Here is a 17,438-nt window from a genome sequence, read left to right on the forward strand (position 1 = left end):
TCACTTTAGACGGCCCTATTATCGCTATACTTAGCTAACACTTAATGTTTAGCTTACATTAGTGCTTTCAAAGATCTTATCTGCAGAAGCCGCCACAAAGCCAGTATAGAGTTCACCGTCAGCCTTAGGGTAACGCAATGCAAATTCATAAAAACAGCTTGGGATCGACTTCTGAACGTCTTTAAAACTAACTTCTATCTTATCTGCCATCGTTGAAGACTGCTCAAGTAAGACTTCAGCCGACCCTTTCACTTCACCACCCGCCGAGTTCAAAATGAAATCACCTTTTTTCAAGGTTTCATTCACATCTAGAATTGTCGAGTATCCAGGAAGGTGATTAATTGAAATTGTAAAGTGGTTAGCACGGTAACCAAAGGCTGCCACCCAAGCCGCGTATTCACTCTCGGCAAGTAGCGCTTCATAGGTAGTAAAATCAAGATCCCAATGACGCCCTGAATAGAGAAAGTTATCAGCAGTGGTCGCTTCAATATCAATCTGTTCGACTAAGCCTTTAATAATACTCTGCAACTGCGGGCTAAATGTTTCAACCATCAATTCAGAGATAAACACCTTAGGCTGAGTCGGATCTGGGTGTTCGAAATGTTTAGCTTTCAACTTTTTTGTTTCGAAGTGGTAATCGCCACTGTCTACGTATCCCAAACTTTCAAAATGAGCGGCTAAAACCGTTAAGTTGACCTTATCAATATTGAACGTACGCAAAGCGATATGATCATTGATGAGCGTTTCTCCCATTGACAAAAGTTGATGAACCTTAGCTGCAGAAGGCGTCATCTCAACATAATCATTCCATAGGGATTCAAATAGCTTGTTAACATTGGTGTGCATTTATTTATCCTTAACAACATCGTGTTACTCAGTCATAGCCGAGCTATGCTGCTTTATTATTTTCACGATATAGGTACAGCGAGAGTAAAGTGGTTTAAACCTATCTGACTTTCTGTACTGGTTATAAAAAAGGGAGGCTGCGCCTCCCATCATATTTTTAACAATTATATACTTAAACCCGGACTCAAACTCGTGGGTAGGCTGACACTATCAGCTTCAACAGAAGCAACGGGATAAGCACAGTAATCCGCAGCATAAAATGCACTTGCTCTGTGGTTACCCGATGCGCCAACACCACCAAATGGTGCAGCACCAGAAGCACCTGTGATCTGCTTATTCCAATTAACGATACCCGCACGGATACGTGCTAAGAAGTATTCGTAATCGTCACGATTATCAGCAAGAATACCGGCAGATAGGCCATAACGCGTCTTGTTGGCTAGCTTTATAGCCTCATCAAAGTCTGTATAACGAACCACCTGAAGCAGAGGACCAAAATATTCTTCATCTGGCAACTCAATCACTTGAGTGACATCAATAAGTCCCGGTGAAACCAAACCAGTGCCCGCTTCAAGATGTGTTAACTCAACCAAAGAGCTGGCACCTAATTTAAGTAAAGTGGTTTGAGCTTCAACCATGCCTTTCGCGGCTGTTTCTGAGATCATAGATCCCATAAATGGCTGAGGTTGACTGTTCCAAGCACCTACTTGAATGCGCTTAACGGCATCAGCAAGTTCTGCCAGTAATGCATCACCCTCAGCGCCCTTCTCAACATAGAGACGACGCGCACAGGTACAACGTTGACCCGATGAGATATATGCTGATTGGATAATGTCATGTACCGCGGCTTTAGTGTCTTTAACCCCTTTGATGATTAGCGGATTATTGCCGCCCATCTCTAAGGCTAAAATTTTACCCGGCTCACCAGCATATTGCTGGTGCAAAATATGACCAGTACGAGAGCTTCCCGTAAAGAATAAACCATCGATTTGCGGGTGTGATGCTAACGCTTTACCTGTGTCAACTTCGCCTTGAACCAAGTTAATGACACCTATTGGTAATCCGGCTTTTTCCCAACATTTTAGCATTAGTTCTGCCACTTTAGGCGTCAGTTCCGATGGTTTAAAAACCACGGTATTCCCCGCAAGCAATGCTGGTACTATATGGCCATTTGGCAGATGACCGGGGAAGTTATAGGGACCAAACACAGCAACCACACCATGGGGCTTATGACGTAGAACGGCACGTCCCGCGGGTATATCGCTCTCAGTGCTGCCGGTACGCTCTTTATAAGCCGCCACTGAGAGACCTATCTTACCTATCATGGCACTCGCTTCTGTTGCAGTCTCCCACTGAGGCTTACCGGTTTCCTGGGCGATAACTTCTGCTATCTCAGCTTTGTTTTCTTCGAGCTGAGCCCGGTAAGCTTCAACGATCGCCAGACGCCCTTCAAATCCAAGCATAAACCAATCGAACTGTACTTCACGAGCCGCTTCAACCGCTGTATTGACCTGTTCTGTTGTTGCGGTTTTACTGCTCCAGATCACTTCATTATTAGCGGGATTTTTAGATGTCACATCGTGACCTAGACCAGCAATCCACTGGCCGTTTATAAATTGAGTCATTATTTTTTCCTACATAGCCAAAATACGAATTTGCTCACCTTGCTTAACCAGCAAGCCTGCCGCTAACTCAGGTGAGATAACAACCTCGTCACTCTCTTGACTAACAAGCAGTGTCGAAGAGGCCGCACGATAGTCCGCTAATTGTGTGTTTGAGATGACATAGTTAATGTCAGATGCTGCTGGTACGCCAATTGTGACTGTCAGTAAACGGCTCTCTTTGACCGCTCGGATATCATTAATATTACATTCGACTGTTGGACCACCATCGAAAATATCCACATAGCCACGACACCTGAAACCCTCAGCCTGAAGTAAACTCAACGCAGGACGAGTATTAGAATGCACCTCACCGATCACCTTTTGCGCCGCTTCGGGCAATAGGCACACATAGACCGCATTTTTAGGCATCATTTCAGCCATAAAGGCTTTCTGACCAAGACCAGAAAGATAATCCGCTTCAACGAAATCGATCCCTAAGAAATGCTTTTGTAGCCAATCATAAAATGGGGAGTTACCCTCTTTATCACTTTCTCCACGCATCTCAGCGATCACAATTTCACCAAATCTCTGCTTATGTTGGGCTAAAAACAGGAAGCGACTACGGGACAACATACGGCCATTGTTATTCTTACGATATGATCCGCGTAAAAACAGCGTACACAGCTCTGCTGCACCGGTGTAATCGTGACACAAAGTCAATGTCTCAACCTCATTTCGAACTTCTATCTGCTCGGAATGATATACCTCTGTACCTAACCTGTAATGGTAGAAGGCATCCACCATTCCAACAGCAGCCTCTATACCACATGTACCAACAACTTCACCCGTTTCGGTGTCTTCAAGTACCATGAGATAACCTTCATCAAAAGGTTTATCCACCTCTTTTAGAAATGAAGCTTCTACTCTGGATATTTTGCTTCTAAGTAGTGCTTCATTGACAGGCAATGATGTAAACCCGTGGCCAGATTCTTCAGCTATCTGATACAGCGCGTCATAATCGCTAGATCGTATAGGGCGTATTATTAACATCTCTGAGTCTCCTCACTTTCACTCTCTACTTAACCTTACTTGTTTTAGTTACGACAAGTGTTAATGGGTTAAGATTCAAGTATTCCTAATGACCAAAAAAGAGTATTGGACTCACCAACACTCTATATGCCAATTAGGCCGCAACGACTTTAGCGACGGCACGCTCAAAGCGAGCTAGACCTTCAGCAATATCAGCTTCTGGAATAACCAGTGAAGGGGTTAAACGTATCACGTTAGTACCCGCAATTAGACACATTAGTCCTTCACTCACTGATGCAACTAGGAACTCTTTAGCACGTCCTTGATATTTATCATTCATTGCAGCACCAAGCAGTAGACCTTGTCCACGAACTTCAGAGAACACCTGGTATTTATCATTAATCTTGTTCAAACCATCACGGAGCAGTTGTTCACGAAGCTTAACGCCGTTAAGAACTTCAGGAGTATTAACAACATCCAAAACTGCATTCCCGATAGCACAGGCTAGTGCATTACCACCATAAGTAGAGCCATGAGTACCGATCTTAAGGTGAGCCGCAATCTCTTTAGTTGTCAACATAGCCGCGATAGGGAATCCACCACCGAGCGCTTTAGCTGTCGTCAGAATATCAGGCACTACGTCGCCGCGCATGTAAGCATAAAGCTCACCAAGACGACCAACACCCGTTTGCACTTCATCAAATATCAGCAGGGCGTTGTACTTATCACACAAGGCTCGAACCGCTTTTAGGAACTCCGGATCGGCGTCAATAATTCCGCCTTCACCTTGAAGAGGCTCCATCATCACCGCACAGGTTGTATCAGAGAATACAGCTTCTAAAGCTGCAATATCATTGAACGGTACGTGGGTAATACTTTGTGGTTTAGGGCCGAAACCATCAGAATAAGCTGCTTGTCCACCGACACTAACGGTAAAGAAAGTACGACCATGGAAAGCTTTGTCGAACGCGATGATTTGATCTTTCTCTGCACCAAACTTGTCCATGGCATAGCGACGAGCAAGTTTAAGTGCCGCTTCGTTTGCTTCGGCACCTGAATTTGCAAAATAGACACGATCAGCAAAAGTTGCATCGACTAACTTAGTTGCAAGTGCTAAAGCTGGCTCATTGGTCATCACATTAGACAGATGCCAAAGCTTCTCACCCTGCTCTTTCAGTGCGCCTACCAAAGCTGGGTGACAATGACCCAAACAGTTAACGGCAATACCACCCGCAAAATCGATAAACTCATTACCCTCTTGATCCCAAACTCGGCTTCCTTCTCCACGAACAGGAATAACAGCCGAAGGCGCATAATTAGGCACCATCACCTCATCAAACTGGGCTCTTGTCAGGGTCTTGTTTACGCTCATACCTTCTCATCCTTTATTGTTGTGATGGCTCTGAAAGCCACTATGCCCGCATTTTTCTTTATAACAACTCATGATAGCGGTGCTTATTTTCATTACTTAATAGACATTAATAGCGAAAATGTGATCAAAACGCCAGTTTCTTACACCCAACTAAGATCTATTGCACACATTTATTGCATAAAGAGTTGAGTTTAAGAATTATACAAGCGTTTATAGCGGGGGTTTCGAGCATAATTAGTCATAAAAAAAGTTATTCGAAACCATTTCATCTAACTATTCACCAAAATCGCATAGTTAACAAATAAAGAACCTTAAATAATGCTAAGTTAACCACTAATAACCATCAGCTTTAAGTGTAGACAATCCCTTTGTTGTTTTACCTCTAATTGAAATAATGTTTAACCTTGGTAAATCCTCAAAGGAGATCAGATTATATCTAGCTTGCGATAGTTTTGACCTTTGAGCCTAATTAACTCTTGTTCACTCAACTCATAATAGTCGAACATAATGCGCTTTTCTTGGGGATCGAGCTGTCTCATCTCTTCTAATAGCACCACTTTAGCGTAGCAATTTGCTCTAGCGACAATAGAAGCATTTTCTGAGAGATCTTTATAACTCAAGTTATTGTCTAATTCGGCCATCACTGACGCCATTGCACTGTCATTAAAGTTTAACTCTTGTAATAGCTGCCAGTTCAATCTATCACCGTGGTGTATGACTAATTCATACACCTTCTGTGATGGAAACTCAGTAGCTAAAACGGCATCATAGAGTTCTTTGTCTCTGCTATTACTGGCTTCACGCAACCAAAGTCCCCATATTTCCTCAAACAACAAGGCACTATTTTTCAATACAACAGAAGGCCCTAACTGACTTAACAAGGTACAGGTATAAACAAATGCGCCATCTTTTTCGTGGAGTTTTGCCAGAGCCTGAGCCGCGATCGCACTCACCATGGAGTAGCGCCACAGCTTTCGAGTGGTCCACAGTAAATTTGCATGACCCGAAGGTAGCCAGTTTCTTAAACAAAAATAGGGGACCAATAATTTAATATTTTCAATACCGATAAAATTAAGCACCAGCTTTAGATCCGTCACTTTCACATCAGACCCTTTTGGACGCCGATGCCTGAAAGAGGGACTGTTTACAATGTTAAGAAGATCCCTGACTAGCCATGACTCATTAGCGATTAAAGGGCGCAAACGATTAATATCAAGATTATCCCCTTGCAAGAGCTCTAACATCAATAACTGAGCTTCATTAATTCCAGCACTTCTTATAACTGAATCTACCGAAGCCAATCTATGTTCCACAGCATTACTCACGGTTTCAATTAATTGGTGCGATACACGATCAAATACGTGTTTTGCCTCAATCTGTTTAGCTAACCTCCCTAATACAGCCTCACGCTCTATGGCCAGCTTATTGGCGTCACTCTCCAACTCTGCATCCAGTTCATCAAACATAGAATCAGACTTTTGCTTGTCCACAATCAACTGCTGATAAAGTCTATGCTCTATTTCAATAACCTTACCTGGCCTCACTCCACCTGCCACCGATATCGCCACTGTCCATTGTTCCTCAAAAAGGTATAAGTGATAATTTAGCACTTTTTCTTAACAACATTCATAAATTACCGATAAATAACAGGTTAAATCTTGTCATTCAACAAGTAACTCGTGAATTAAGTCGCTTTCGAGCTTTTTTCTATCCTCTAAACAAGAAAGCCTCCGGATGGAGGCTTTCTTGTTTAGTCAGAACTAAGTGTATTATTTAAGTTCCTGTTCAAACAGCTTATAGATTCGACGATACTCATCTAGCCAACTAGATGGTTCCTTGAAGCCATGTGGCTCAACAGGATAGATGGCCGTTTCGAACATAGGCTTTTCCAGCTCAATCAAACGTTGTACTAAACGAACGCTATCTTGAAAAAAGACATTGTCATCGAGTACTCCGCTCATTATCAACAGTGGTTTTTGTAGACCTTGAGCATATTCAATCGGCGAACTACGCTCATAAGCGATAGGATCGACATCCGGCGTGTTAAGGATATTTGAAGTATACGGTGCATTATAATGCGCCCAGTCAGTTACCGGACGTAAAGCTGCCCCAGCTTGAAATAGCTCAGGCTCGTTAAATAGCGCCATAAAAGTCAAGAAGCCACCGTATGAACCACCATAGGTACCAACCTTATTAGCGTCAACATTCGCGTTTGCAGCCATCCAGCTTACGCCATCTTTTAGATCTTCAACTTCTGGCGTGCCCATTTGACGATACACAGATGTACGCCAATCACGGCCATACCCTTTTGAACCGCGATAATCCATATCCATCACCACATAACCCTGTTGGGTAAGTAAGTTATGGAACATAAACTCTCGGAAGTACCCAGAGAAGCCATAATGAGCATTTTGCAGGTACCCAGCCCCATGGTTAAAAATCACCGCAGGATACTTGTCTGCCTGGCTCTTATCATACCCTTGTGGCAGATAGACTCGGGCATACACGTCATCAGCACCATGGCTTGATGCCACGGTGACAACCTCAGGCGCTTGCCAAGGATAGCTTTTGAAAGCAACACTGGTGTAAGAAGTCATCTTTTTAAGCTCGCCGCCAATAGGCTGTAAATAAAGCTCACTCGGCTCTGTACGACGAGAAGCATTGAGTAGCAAACTCTTACCATCCGGGCTCAAGCTGTAATCTAGCTGACCATCCCACAGAGTTAACTGCTCATCTTTACCTGTATTGATTTCAACACGATAGACATTATCTATACCAGGGTGACGTTTGTTCGCCTTGTAGTAGATAAACTGAGCTTTAGGGCCAAGGGTAATGTCACTAACGACATACTTACCTTGGGTCAAAGGCCCTGCTTGTTTACCTGCACGCTTAAGATAGATATGGGAATAACCGGTCTCTTCTGACAAATAGTAGAGATCATCGCTGTCTGGCAACCAACCAAATTGATTAAAGTTATAATTAATCCAAGCATCATCATGCAATCTATGTTCAGTCTTAAGTGAGCCTTTAGCCAGATCCAATGTCGCTATCCAGCGATCTTTATTGTCGATAGCTTCCAACATTATAGCAACTTGGTTCTCAGTGTTTTGCCACTGAATAGCGCTTTGTTCCCAGCCCCAATCTTGTATTAACTGAATTTTACGCGGCGCGCGTTCGCTCTTATAGGACCCGCCCTTCGCCTTGGCATTTTCAGCCTTAACGTCAGCTAACACATCTTCATCGAAGCCCTCAAGCCCTTCGATGGTGATAGACCGTTCGGTATGAGTATCGAGATCTAATAACATTAAACGCTCACCCGGATTTTGATCTTCCGCTACACGCGCTCTAGCAGGTACAGCATCAACATACCCATCTTTTCCAAGATAGTTAGGCATGATGTCATGTTCATCACGCCAGCTATATTTTTTATCCACTAATGAAAGCAGTACAAATCGTCCATCCGGTGAGACGCTTAAGTTTGAGACCGTTTCACTATCTCCGAGATACCAAACTTTACTCGCCAGAGTTGGATCTTGTTCAGCTAAGTCTGCCTTGTACTGCTCTCTCTTCTTATCATTATCGTGTTGCTGTGCTACATATTGGATCAACCTATGTTGCTGCTTAGCAATATAGCTTGAAGGCTCTTCTACAACCTTAGGTTTAGCTGACATTTTGATGCTGGCAACTTGCTCATGCATCCCCGTGTAATGGTGAATACGATAGATGTCATTTCCTTGCCAATAAGCGATATCACCATTATTTAAAAAGCGCACGCCATTAATCGGTACATTTTGTCTAGTCAGTTGTGAAATCAAGCCCGAACTTAACTGTTTTACAAAGACGTTACCTTGATAGATATAGGCTTTTTTGGCTTTATTGTTATCAAGCACCCCATACTTCTGAGAGGCTTTGTGTAGCTCATTGAGCGACAATTGAGTGGCTTTACCATCACTTAACGCTTGTTCATAGTAGCTTTTAACTGGGTTACCATGAGCTTGTCGAACAAAATAGATTGACTGACTATCATCTCCCCAATATGCACCTTTGGCTAATATTCCCATCCAATCAGGATTAGCCATAATCTGTTTTAGGCTTAATGCTTCATTGACCTTAGGGGGAGTGGCGAGTAAAACCAGACTTTGTGATTGGCTAATCTGCTTGCTTACTGCTTGATCACTTGGGGTGGCCATACAGCCACTTAAAATGGCAATAGCCAGGACACTAAGTCCCGAATGTCTTATCAGACTTGTCATTATGCTTCCTTTTTTATTCTTCAATGATCCTAACCATCTCAAATAGAGAGTCGTACTGCGTCATTGATATTATTTTGCGATATTTATATCACAAAATAGACACTATTTAGTCTGAAAAATAAGGAAAACTTGTAACAAGCTGAGAAAGTTAAAGTGCGAAGGGCTTCAGACTCTACAAGGATTGCATTAACCTAAGTTAAGAAAGTTCTGCAATAACTCATGCCCTTGTTCAGTTAGCACTGACTCAGGATGAAACTGTACCCCATAAATAGGCAAGCTGATATGACTCATTGCCATAATTTCACGTCCGTGAGTCTCATCATCAAACCAGGCGTCAAGGGTAAAGTTATTGGGCAAGGATTCAACCAACAAAGAGTGATAGCGCGTCACTGTCAGTGGCTGATTTAATTCGCTGAAAAGTCGCTCACCGGAATGACCAATGTTGCTGATTTTACCATGCATAACTCGTTTGGCACGTATAACTTGAGCACCGAAGACCTGCGCGATAGCTTGATGACCTAAACACACTCCTAGAATAGGCAGCTTTCCTGCAAAATATTCGATAGCGGCTAACGATATTCCAGCTTCATTAGGGCTACGTGGACCCGGAGAGATAACAAGATGGGTTGGCGCTAATGCCTCTATTTCAGTAATGGTGATCTCATCATTACGCTTGACCACGACCTCTTGACCTAGCTGCTGGAAATATTGCACTAAGTTAAAAGTGAAAGAGTCGTAGTTGTCGATCATTAAAAGCATAAAGCGGTCCGAAATATGTAACGATAAAGCCTAGTAATTTGCCGCAGATGCTACCACAGAGTCCTGTTTGGATCACCACACATGACACTAAATGGCGATGCTTAAGCCGAGATAAATATGCATAAAAAAAGCCAGTCATATGACTGGCTTCCTTTTATTAGTTAAAAACTACTTAACCAATGTGAGATGACCTCGACGTTTTGGCTCTGATACTTTGGAACTATCATCGACAGACTCCTCAGTGACAAGTTTATCTTTTGCTTCTTCAACAACAGATAAACCTGACTCAAACTCCTCACCTTCAAGTTGATATGCATCTTCTAAGTCAAAAACAGTGCCGGCACCATTTTCTCTAGCATAAATAGCAACTATCGCAGCCATAGGAAGAACAACTTGTTGAGGAACACCACCAAAACGTGCATTGAACTCAATATACTCATGTCCTATCTGTAGGTTATCTACAGCAGAAGAGGTAATATTAAGAACAATTTGACCATCTTTCACATATTGTTGTGGAACCTGAGTACCTGGAACGTAAGCATCAACAACTACATGTGGGGTCAGCTCGTTATCCATTAACCAGTCATAATATGCTTGCAGCAAGTATGGACGATTCGGGGTCATAGACATAATTTAGTCACCCATGCGCATTTCGCGCTCGGCTTCAGTCAATGACGCTTTAAATGATTCACGATCGAATAGCCGTGTCATATACGCTTTAACTTCTTTAGCTGTACGAGTATCGAGTTCGATGCCAAGAACAGGTAAACGCCATAGCAGCGGACCTAAGTAACAATCTGCTAAACCAAACTCTTCCGCCATAAAATATGGCATCTCATTAAATATTGGTGCGATAGACGTTAAGCCTTCTTGCAACTCTTTACGAGCCGCATCGGCACGGTCACCACTGCGGATACGTTCCACTAATGAGTACCAATCCTTTTGGATTCGATGCATCATCAAGCGTGTACGTCCACGGGATACAGGATAAACAGGCATTAGAGGCGGATGAGGAAAACGCTCATCCAAATACTCCATAATAATTCGAGAATTATAAAGTATTAGTTCACGATCAACCAAAGTTGGCACTGTGTTATAAGGGTTCAATTCGATTAAATCTTCAGGCATATCATTTGGTTCAACCTGAAGTACATCAACTGTAACTCCTTTTTCAGCTAAGACGATACGAACTTGATGACTATATAGATCGTCAGCACCTGAATACAGGGTCATGATTGAGCGTTTATTGGCAGCAACAGCCATTGATACCCTCCGAGATTTTATGGGAAAAGCAAAAAAACAAAAAGCAAAACGAGGGGCAAAGCCCCCCGTTTACAGTATGCGAATAATACATTCTAACCTTTCTAAAGATTAGTGTACATCTTTCCAGTACTCTTTCTTCAACAAGTAAGCTATCACGAAGAAGATAAACAGGAAGCCCATCACCCACCAACCTAAGCTTTCACGCTCAAGCTTAACAGGGTCGCCCGAATAAACGAGAAATCCTGTGATGTCTTGGACAACCTGATCATACTCTTCAGCAGTTAACTTGCCACCAGTAGCAACTACAGTACCATCTTCTTGCATAACAGGCAGGCCTTGCAGCTCTTGCAGAACATGGGGCATACCCACTGCTGGGAAGACAGTATTGTTGACACCAAAAGGACGATTTTCATCATGGTAGAAACCTTTCAGATAAGAGTAAATCCAATCTTCACCACGAACTCGAGCAACCAAAGTCAGATCAGGTGGAGCAGCACCAAACCATTTAGCGGCATCTTTCGTCGGAATGGCATTCTCCATCAAACTACCAGGTTTGATGTTGTCATCGAACATGTACTTAGCACGCATATCATCTAGTGGGATGCCTAAGTCATTCGCGACACGGTCATAGCGCTGGTATTGAGTACTATGACAACCTGCACAGTAGTTCTGGAAGCTATCCAAACCACGCTGAAGCGACTCTTTATCATGTAGATCAATATTTGCACTTTCTAAATGCACATTAGAGCCAGCAGCAAACGCTAAGGACGGTATTAAGGTAACTAATGCAATAATTAATTTTTTCATTAGTGAGTCAACCTCTCTGGTACAGGCTTAGTCTTCTCATTCTTACTGTATATCCAAAGGAATACGAAGAAGCCGAAGTAAGTCAGAGTAAAGATTCGAGCGGCAATGGTCAGTTCTGGAGTTGCGGGTACAACACCTAAGTAACCCAAGACCACAAATGACACGGCAAACTGAGCAATGTTCAGCTTATGAGTCAAGCTACGGTAACGAACCGACTTCACCTTACATCTATCTAACCAAGGCAATACAAACAGTACTGCAATCGCAAGTCCCATACCGATAACTCCGAATAACTTATCGGGTATCGCACGTAAGATGGCATAGAAAGGGGTAAAGTACCAAACTGGTGCAATATGATCTGGGGTCTTCATTGGATTCGCCGCTTCGAAGTTCGGCTTCTCAAGGAAATAGCCGCCACCTTCAGGCATAAAGAACAACACATAACAGAAGACAATCAGGAAGCCAGCGACGCCCATAATATCTTTAACAGTATAGTAAGGGTGGAATGGGATACCATCGATAGGCCAACCGTTCTCATCTTTGTTCTTCTTAATTTCGATGCCATCGGGGTTGTTAGAACCTACCTCATGCAATGCAATTAAGTGCAAGAAAACTAAAACAACCAGAACTAAAGGCAATGCAATAACATGCAGTGCAAAGAAGCGATTAAGCGTTGCCCCAGAGACGACAAAGTCACCACGAATCCACAAGGTTAGATCATCACCAATAACAGGGATTGCACCAAACAAGGAGATAATAACCTGTGCGCCCCAGTAGGACATCTGACCCCATGGTAGCAAGTAGCCCATAAAGGCTTCAGCCATTAGCACTAAGAAAATCAGCATACCAAAGAGCCATAATAGCTCTCTAGGCTTCTGGTATGAACCGTAGATGATGCCTCGGAACATATGCAGATATATCACCAAAAAAAATGCCGAAGCACCTGTTGAATGCATATAACGTAGTAACCAACCATACTCAACATCACGCATGATGTATTCGATTGAAGCAAAAGCACCTTCAGCCGTAGGTACATAATTCATGGTTAGCCAGATCCCTGTCAGTAACTGGTTAACCAGAACTAACATAGCTAGCGATCCGAAAAAATACCAAAAATTAAAGTTCGTAGGTGTTGCATATTGACCGACATGACGATTATAAGTAGCCGTCATCGGGATGCGAGCATCAATCCAATCAACAATATTTTTAACCATTACGCAGCCCCTTGATCGACACCGATGATGACATTTCTGTCATCGATATATTGATGAGGTGGAACAACTAAGTTCAATGGAGCGGGTACACCTTGAAATACTCGACCGGCCATATCAAATTTAGAACCATGACATGGACAGAAGAAGCCTGAAGGAACGCCTTCAACCTGCTCACCAAATGTGTCTGGTAGATAAGTTGGAGAACAACCTAGGTGAGTACAAAGACCCACTGCGATAAAGAACTCGGGATTGATCGAGCGTCCAGCATTCTGTGCATAAACAGGCTGCTGTTCTTCCACTGATGCAGGATCACGAAGTTGATCATCCAATGTTGCGAGATTAGCAAGAATCTCTTCAGTACGACGGACAACCCATACAGGTTTTCCACGCCACTCAACACGGATCAATTGACCCGGCTCTACTTTACTTATGTTTACTTCAACCGGCGCACCTGCAGCTTTCGCTTTGGCACTCGGATTCCATGACTTTATAAAAGGCACCGCTACAGCGACGGCACCTACACCACCAACTACGGCGGTGGCTGCGGTCAGAAATCTGCGGCGTCCGGTATCGACTGGCGCATTGCTCATCCACTTATCTCCAGAGAGTGTTGGAATTTTTGTTTTAAATTTTAATAATTTGGTGTTTACCTCAGAACTAAAAAAAGAAACTTGAGGTGGTACTCATTATAGCCAAAAATTAGAAGCAGATCATAGTAAAACAGTGGACAAAGTTAACTATGTTAGAAAAACATCAAACTTAGCTCGAAAAACACACGTTATAACTAAGGTTTTAGAGGTATTTGAACAGAAGAGGGGGGAAAAATAAATAGCATTTATTGCTAAATTAGATAGTTGGTTATCATAAGTAAAAAAAAGCTCGGACTAAGCCGAGCTTTTAATTAAAAGGGCTTTATTTACCCTGAGAGCTATTCATGTATTTGAAGAACTCATTATCAGGTTCTAAGATCATGACATTTGAACCACTAGCAAAACTCTCCTTATAAGCTTCTAAGCTACGGAGAAAACTGTAAAACTCAGGATCTTTGGAATAGGCATTCGCATAAATCTCAGCCGATTGCGCATCCCCTTCACCTTTAACTTCCAAAGCTTTACGTTCAGCATCTGCAATTAGGATAGTAACTGATGCATCTGTTTTCGCACGAATAATCTCAGATTGCTCCATGCCTTGCGCTCTGTGCTCTTTTGCCACAGCGGTACGTTCTGCACGCATACGCTGGTAGATGCTCGAACTAACGTTAGCAGGTAAGTTAATCTGCTTAACTCTTACATCCACCACTTCAATACCCAGATCAGATGCACTTTCAGCTGCATTAGCTAAAGCATCTTGTTGAAGCTCATCACGACTACCCGAAACAATCTCTTTAATCGTGCGACGACCAAACTCGGTACGAAGATCATTATTGATTTTGCGTTGTAGCAGTGACTCTGCGGTAGCTTTAATACCACCACCAGTAGAAAGATAGTATTTCTCAAAATCAGCTATTCGCCACTTCACGTAAGAGTCAACCATAAGGTCTTTCTTTTCTGATGTGACAAATCTGTCAGCCGCGCCATCCATGGTTTGGATACGAGAGTCAAGAAATTTAATCTTATCTATCATAGGCAGTTTAAGATGAAAACCAGGCTGATAGACACGAGTTACACCTTCATCTTTTAAAATCTTACCAAAGCGTGAAACAATCGCTCTCTCACCTTCATTTACAACCAAGATGGAGGACAAAAATACCGCGACAAGTACTGCAGCAATAATGGCGACTAATCTTCCCATTTTTAATTCCTCCCTTGACGTTCGGCACGTGATGGACGTGAGTTAGCCGGCATACTGTTTTGGCTCAGCGTATTACTTGACGAATTAAGTGAAGAAGCTGAACTCACCTTGCGAGGCTTAGTATCAGATTGACTATTTTGCATCAATTTATCTAAAGGTAAGTACATCATGTTGTTGCTACTCTTAGAGTCAACCAACACCTTATTAGTCCCTTTCAAAACTGATTGCATAGCGTCTAGATACAAACGCTCACGTGTCACTTCTGGTGCAGCCTGATATTGAGGTAATAACAATTCAAAACGTGCAATTTTACCTTTAGACTCTAAGATTTCACGCTGTTTATAAGCGTTAGCTTCCTGTTCCATACGTTGAACCTGACCACGAGCTTGAGGCTCGACAGCTCTAGCATAAGCTTCAGCTTCACGAATAAAGCGCTGTTCATCTTCTTGAGCTGAAATAGCATCATCAAAGGCATCTTTAACCTCCTCCGGCGGACGTGCTGGTAAGAAGTTGACATCTTCAACCATAATACCCAGCTTATACGGCTTGATAATACGCTCGACTTCAGCCCAAGTATCACGACGAATCTGATCACGACCGGTGGTCAGAATGTCATCCATCTTATTGTGACCAATAACATAGCGTAAAGCACTATCAGTCGCTTCACGTAAACTTGCATTAGCATCAACAGCACTAAACAGAAAGTTATATGGATCTACAACACGGTATTGCACATCTAGTTCGACTAAAACCACATTCTCATCAGCAGTAAGCATGCTTCCTGAGGCTGGAATAGAACGAACTGTACTCACATTGACAGGGAAAACTTCATCAATAAAATTAGCCTTCCACTGCAAACCAGGCTCGACTTCACCGATATATTTACCAAATCTGAGTTCAACACCTTTCTCAGCTTCTTTAACTGTATAAAAGCCAGACAGCCCCCATACAACAACTGCGATACCCAACACTATAATTAAGCTAAACGAGCTGAAGCTCGAGCCTGAACCATTGCCTTTACCGCCAAAGCGCTTAGAGATGTTACGAAAAACTTCATCTAAGTCCGGTGGTCCCTTGTCGTTTCCACTTTTATTACCCCAAGGGTCTTTACCCTTGTTACCGGGCTCATTCCAAGCCATTTAGCACTCCACAGGTGTATGAAATAAATGAGATCACTAAAAACTACTCAACTGCCGAATGTACGACAATAAAAGTTTCTAACTCCCCTTCGCTCTGTTTCACAAGTCGATGCCAATCGGCCTCTAACAAGCGAACAGACAAGATACAGTTCCCCAGATCGTCATATTCTTTCTGCTGTATCACATCAAGTCGGTATAACTGACCAAGATAATGTCCAGCCGTAGCTGGAATTTCTAAGTCTAATGTTAAAGTCGTCTTTCCAACAATACTGTTGATAGCTTCCTTTAATAACGCTAGACCCTGTTGCTTCTGAGCTGAAACCCAGACTCGAATCGGAACGCCTTCATCATCATAATCGATTTTAGGGCAAACCTCATCCAACAAGTCAATCTTATTACAAACAATAAGTTGCGGAACATCTTCAGCACCAACCTCCTTAAGTACAAGTTGAACTTGTTCAAAGTTATCCCCCATATTATCGTCATGACAATCGACAATATGGAGTAATAGATCGGCTTCACGTGTTTCTTGCAGTGTCGCTTTAAACGCCGCCACTAAGTCATGTGGCAAATGACGAATAAAACCAACAGTATCAGCCAGAATAATATCGCCATCATCCAGTTCCAACTTTCTTAATGTCGGATCTAAGGTGGCAAAAAGCTGATCAGCAGCATACACATTTGATGCAGTAAGAGAATTGAATAGCGTCGACTTACCTGCGTTGGTATAACCAACTAACGAGACAGTCGCTAAATCACTGCGACGCCTAGCTCTTCGACTCTGTTCACGTTGCTTATCTACTTTCGCTAAACGCTTATTGATGGTGCTAATCCGGCCTCGGAGTAAACGTCTATCGGTCTCGAGCTGAGTTTCCCCAGGACCTCGCATACCAATACCACCTTTTTGGCGCTCCAGATGAGTCCAGCCACGTATAAGGCGCGTTGACATGTGGCGTAACTGCGCTAGCTCTACCTGCAACTTTCCTTCGTACGTGCGTGCTCTCTGAGCAAAAATATCTAAAATTAGCGTAGTACGATCCAAAACACGACATTGGCAGACCATCTCAAGGTTTCTCTCTTGAGCAGGACTTAATGCATGATTAAAAATCACCACATTTGCTTCTGTCGCAGCAACCATAGCAGCTAACTCATCAGCTTTACCCGAACCTACAAAAAACTTTCGGTCCGGTGAACGACGGCTCCCTGTTATCACTCCAATACACTGGGCTCCAGCCGACTCCACTAAAAGCTCAAGCTCGACTAAATCTTCCCTGCGTTCCTCATCGGAGAAATTGATATGAACAAGAACCGCATTTTCTCCTGCCTCATAACGATCAAACAAGAAGCAAACTCCTTAACAA

Annotated in this window: 15 protein-coding genes; all 15 read right to left on the reverse strand. The window is 42.9% G+C overall.

The window, feature by feature from the left end; all coding sequences use genetic code 11:
- Positions 1-48: 48 nt before the first annotated feature.
- Positions 49-846 carry a DUF1338 domain-containing protein gene (locus HWQ47_RS23280; RefSeq protein ID WP_269968372.1) on the reverse strand — a complete coding sequence of 266 codons (798 nt, stop codon included), beginning with the start codon at positions 844-846 and terminating at the stop codon, positions 49-51.
- Between the two features lie 164 nt (positions 847-1,010).
- A complete protein-coding gene (astD, locus tag HWQ47_RS23285) occupies positions 1,011-2,471 on the reverse strand; it encodes a succinylglutamate-semialdehyde dehydrogenase (RefSeq protein ID WP_269968373.1) in 1,461 nt (486 codons plus the stop codon).
- A gap of 9 nt (positions 2,472-2,480) precedes the next feature.
- Positions 2,481-3,500 (reverse strand): arginine N-succinyltransferase, encoded by a 1,020-nt coding sequence (gene astA / locus HWQ47_RS23290; protein ID WP_269968374.1) that lies wholly within the window; start codon positions 3,498-3,500, stop codon positions 2,481-2,483.
- Between the two features lie 133 nt (positions 3,501-3,633).
- Complete coding sequence (locus HWQ47_RS23295; RefSeq protein WP_269968375.1) at positions 3,634-4,851, reverse strand: aspartate aminotransferase family protein; 1,218 nt, start codon at positions 4,849-4,851, stop codon at positions 3,634-3,636.
- A 425-nt stretch (positions 4,852-5,276) separates the two neighbouring features.
- Positions 5,277-6,419 (reverse strand): HDOD domain-containing protein, encoded by a 1,143-nt coding sequence (locus tag HWQ47_RS23300; RefSeq protein WP_269968376.1) that lies wholly within the window; start codon positions 6,417-6,419, stop codon positions 5,277-5,279.
- A 201-nt stretch (positions 6,420-6,620) separates the two neighbouring features.
- On the reverse strand, positions 6,621-9,104 hold the full coding sequence (locus HWQ47_RS23305; RefSeq protein WP_269968377.1) for a S9 family peptidase: 2,484 nt from the start codon (positions 9,102-9,104) through the stop codon (positions 6,621-6,623).
- Between the two features lie 186 nt (positions 9,105-9,290).
- Complete coding sequence (locus HWQ47_RS23310) at positions 9,291-9,863, reverse strand: anthranilate synthase component II (protein WP_269968378.1); 573 nt, start codon at positions 9,861-9,863, stop codon at positions 9,291-9,293.
- Between the two features lie 168 nt (positions 9,864-10,031).
- Positions 10,032-10,496, reverse strand: coding sequence for a ClpXP protease specificity-enhancing factor (locus tag HWQ47_RS23315; protein ID WP_269971840.1), 465 nt, complete (start codon positions 10,494-10,496; stop codon positions 10,032-10,034).
- Entirely contained in the window at positions 10,497-11,126 is a 630-nt protein-coding gene (gene sspA / locus HWQ47_RS23320) for a stringent starvation protein SspA (protein ID WP_269968379.1), read from the reverse strand. It lies immediately after the preceding gene.
- 108 nt (positions 11,127-11,234) lie between these two features.
- Positions 11,235-11,933 (reverse strand): cytochrome c1, encoded by a 699-nt coding sequence (locus HWQ47_RS23325; protein ID WP_269968380.1) that lies wholly within the window; start codon positions 11,931-11,933, stop codon positions 11,235-11,237.
- Entirely contained in the window at positions 11,933-13,147 is a 1,215-nt protein-coding gene (locus tag HWQ47_RS23330) for a cytochrome b (protein ID WP_269968381.1), read from the reverse strand. The genes HWQ47_RS23325 and HWQ47_RS23330 overlap by 1 nt, the downstream gene beginning before the upstream one ends.
- Positions 13,147-13,737, reverse strand: coding sequence for a ubiquinol-cytochrome c reductase iron-sulfur subunit (petA, locus tag HWQ47_RS23335; RefSeq protein WP_269968382.1), 591 nt, complete (start codon positions 13,735-13,737; stop codon positions 13,147-13,149). Before petA ends, HWQ47_RS23330 begins: the two co-directional genes overlap by 1 nt.
- A gap of 322 nt (positions 13,738-14,059) precedes the next feature.
- Positions 14,060-14,938, reverse strand: coding sequence for a protease modulator HflC (gene hflC / locus HWQ47_RS23340; protein ID WP_269968383.1), 879 nt, complete (start codon positions 14,936-14,938; stop codon positions 14,060-14,062).
- A gap of 2 nt (positions 14,939-14,940) precedes the next feature.
- On the reverse strand, positions 14,941-16,077 hold the full coding sequence (gene hflK, locus HWQ47_RS23345) for an FtsH protease activity modulator HflK (RefSeq protein WP_269968384.1): 1,137 nt from the start codon (positions 16,075-16,077) through the stop codon (positions 14,941-14,943).
- A 43-nt stretch (positions 16,078-16,120) separates the two neighbouring features.
- Positions 16,121-17,419 (reverse strand): ribosome rescue GTPase HflX, encoded by a 1,299-nt coding sequence (hflX, locus tag HWQ47_RS23350; protein WP_269968385.1) that lies wholly within the window; start codon positions 17,417-17,419, stop codon positions 16,121-16,123.
- Between the last annotated feature and the right edge of the window lie 19 nt (positions 17,420-17,438).

It is taken from the genome of Shewanella sp. MTB7 (assembly GCF_027571385.1).
Lineage (GTDB): Bacteria > Pseudomonadota > Gammaproteobacteria > Enterobacterales > Shewanellaceae > Shewanella.

Bases quoted from the DNA above. Each gene is read 5' to 3' on its own strand.
- HWQ47_RS23305 (WP_269968377.1), bottom strand. From the start codon at position 9,104: ATGACAAGTCTGATAAGACATTCGGGACTTAGTGTCCTGGCTATTGCC.
- HWQ47_RS23295 (WP_269968375.1), bottom strand. From the start codon at position 4,851: ATGAGCGTAAACAAGACCCTGACAAGAGCCCAGTTTGATGAGGTGATG.
- hflC (WP_269968383.1), bottom strand. From the start codon at position 14,938: ATGGGAAGATTAGTCGCCATTATTGCTGCAGTACTTGTCGCGGTATTT.
- hflK (WP_269968384.1), bottom strand. From the start codon at position 16,077: ATGGCTTGGAATGAGCCCGGTAACAAGGGTAAAGACCCTTGGGGTAAT.
- petA (WP_269968382.1), bottom strand. From the start codon at position 13,737: ATGAGCAATGCGCCAGTCGATACCGGACGCCGCAGATTTCTGACCGCA.
- HWQ47_RS23310 (WP_269968378.1), bottom strand. From the start codon at position 9,863: ATGCTTTTAATGATCGACAACTACGACTCTTTCACTTTTAACTTAGTG.
- HWQ47_RS23330 (WP_269968381.1), bottom strand. From the start codon at position 13,147: ATGGTTAAAAATATTGTTGATTGGATTGATGCTCGCATCCCGATGACG.
- astD (WP_269968373.1), bottom strand. From the start codon at position 2,471: ATGACTCAATTTATAAACGGCCAGTGGATTGCTGGTCTAGGTCACGAT.
- HWQ47_RS23280 (WP_269968372.1), bottom strand. From the start codon at position 846: ATGCACACCAATGTTAACAAGCTATTTGAATCCCTATGGAATGATTAT.
- HWQ47_RS23325 (WP_269968380.1), bottom strand. From the start codon at position 11,933: ATGAAAAAATTAATTATTGCATTAGTTACCTTAATACCGTCCTTAGCG.
- astA (WP_269968374.1), bottom strand. From the start codon at position 3,500: ATGTTAATAATACGCCCTATACGATCTAGCGATTATGACGCGCTGTAT.
- sspA (WP_269968379.1), bottom strand. From the start codon at position 11,126: ATGGCTGTTGCTGCCAATAAACGCTCAATCATGACCCTGTATTCAGGT.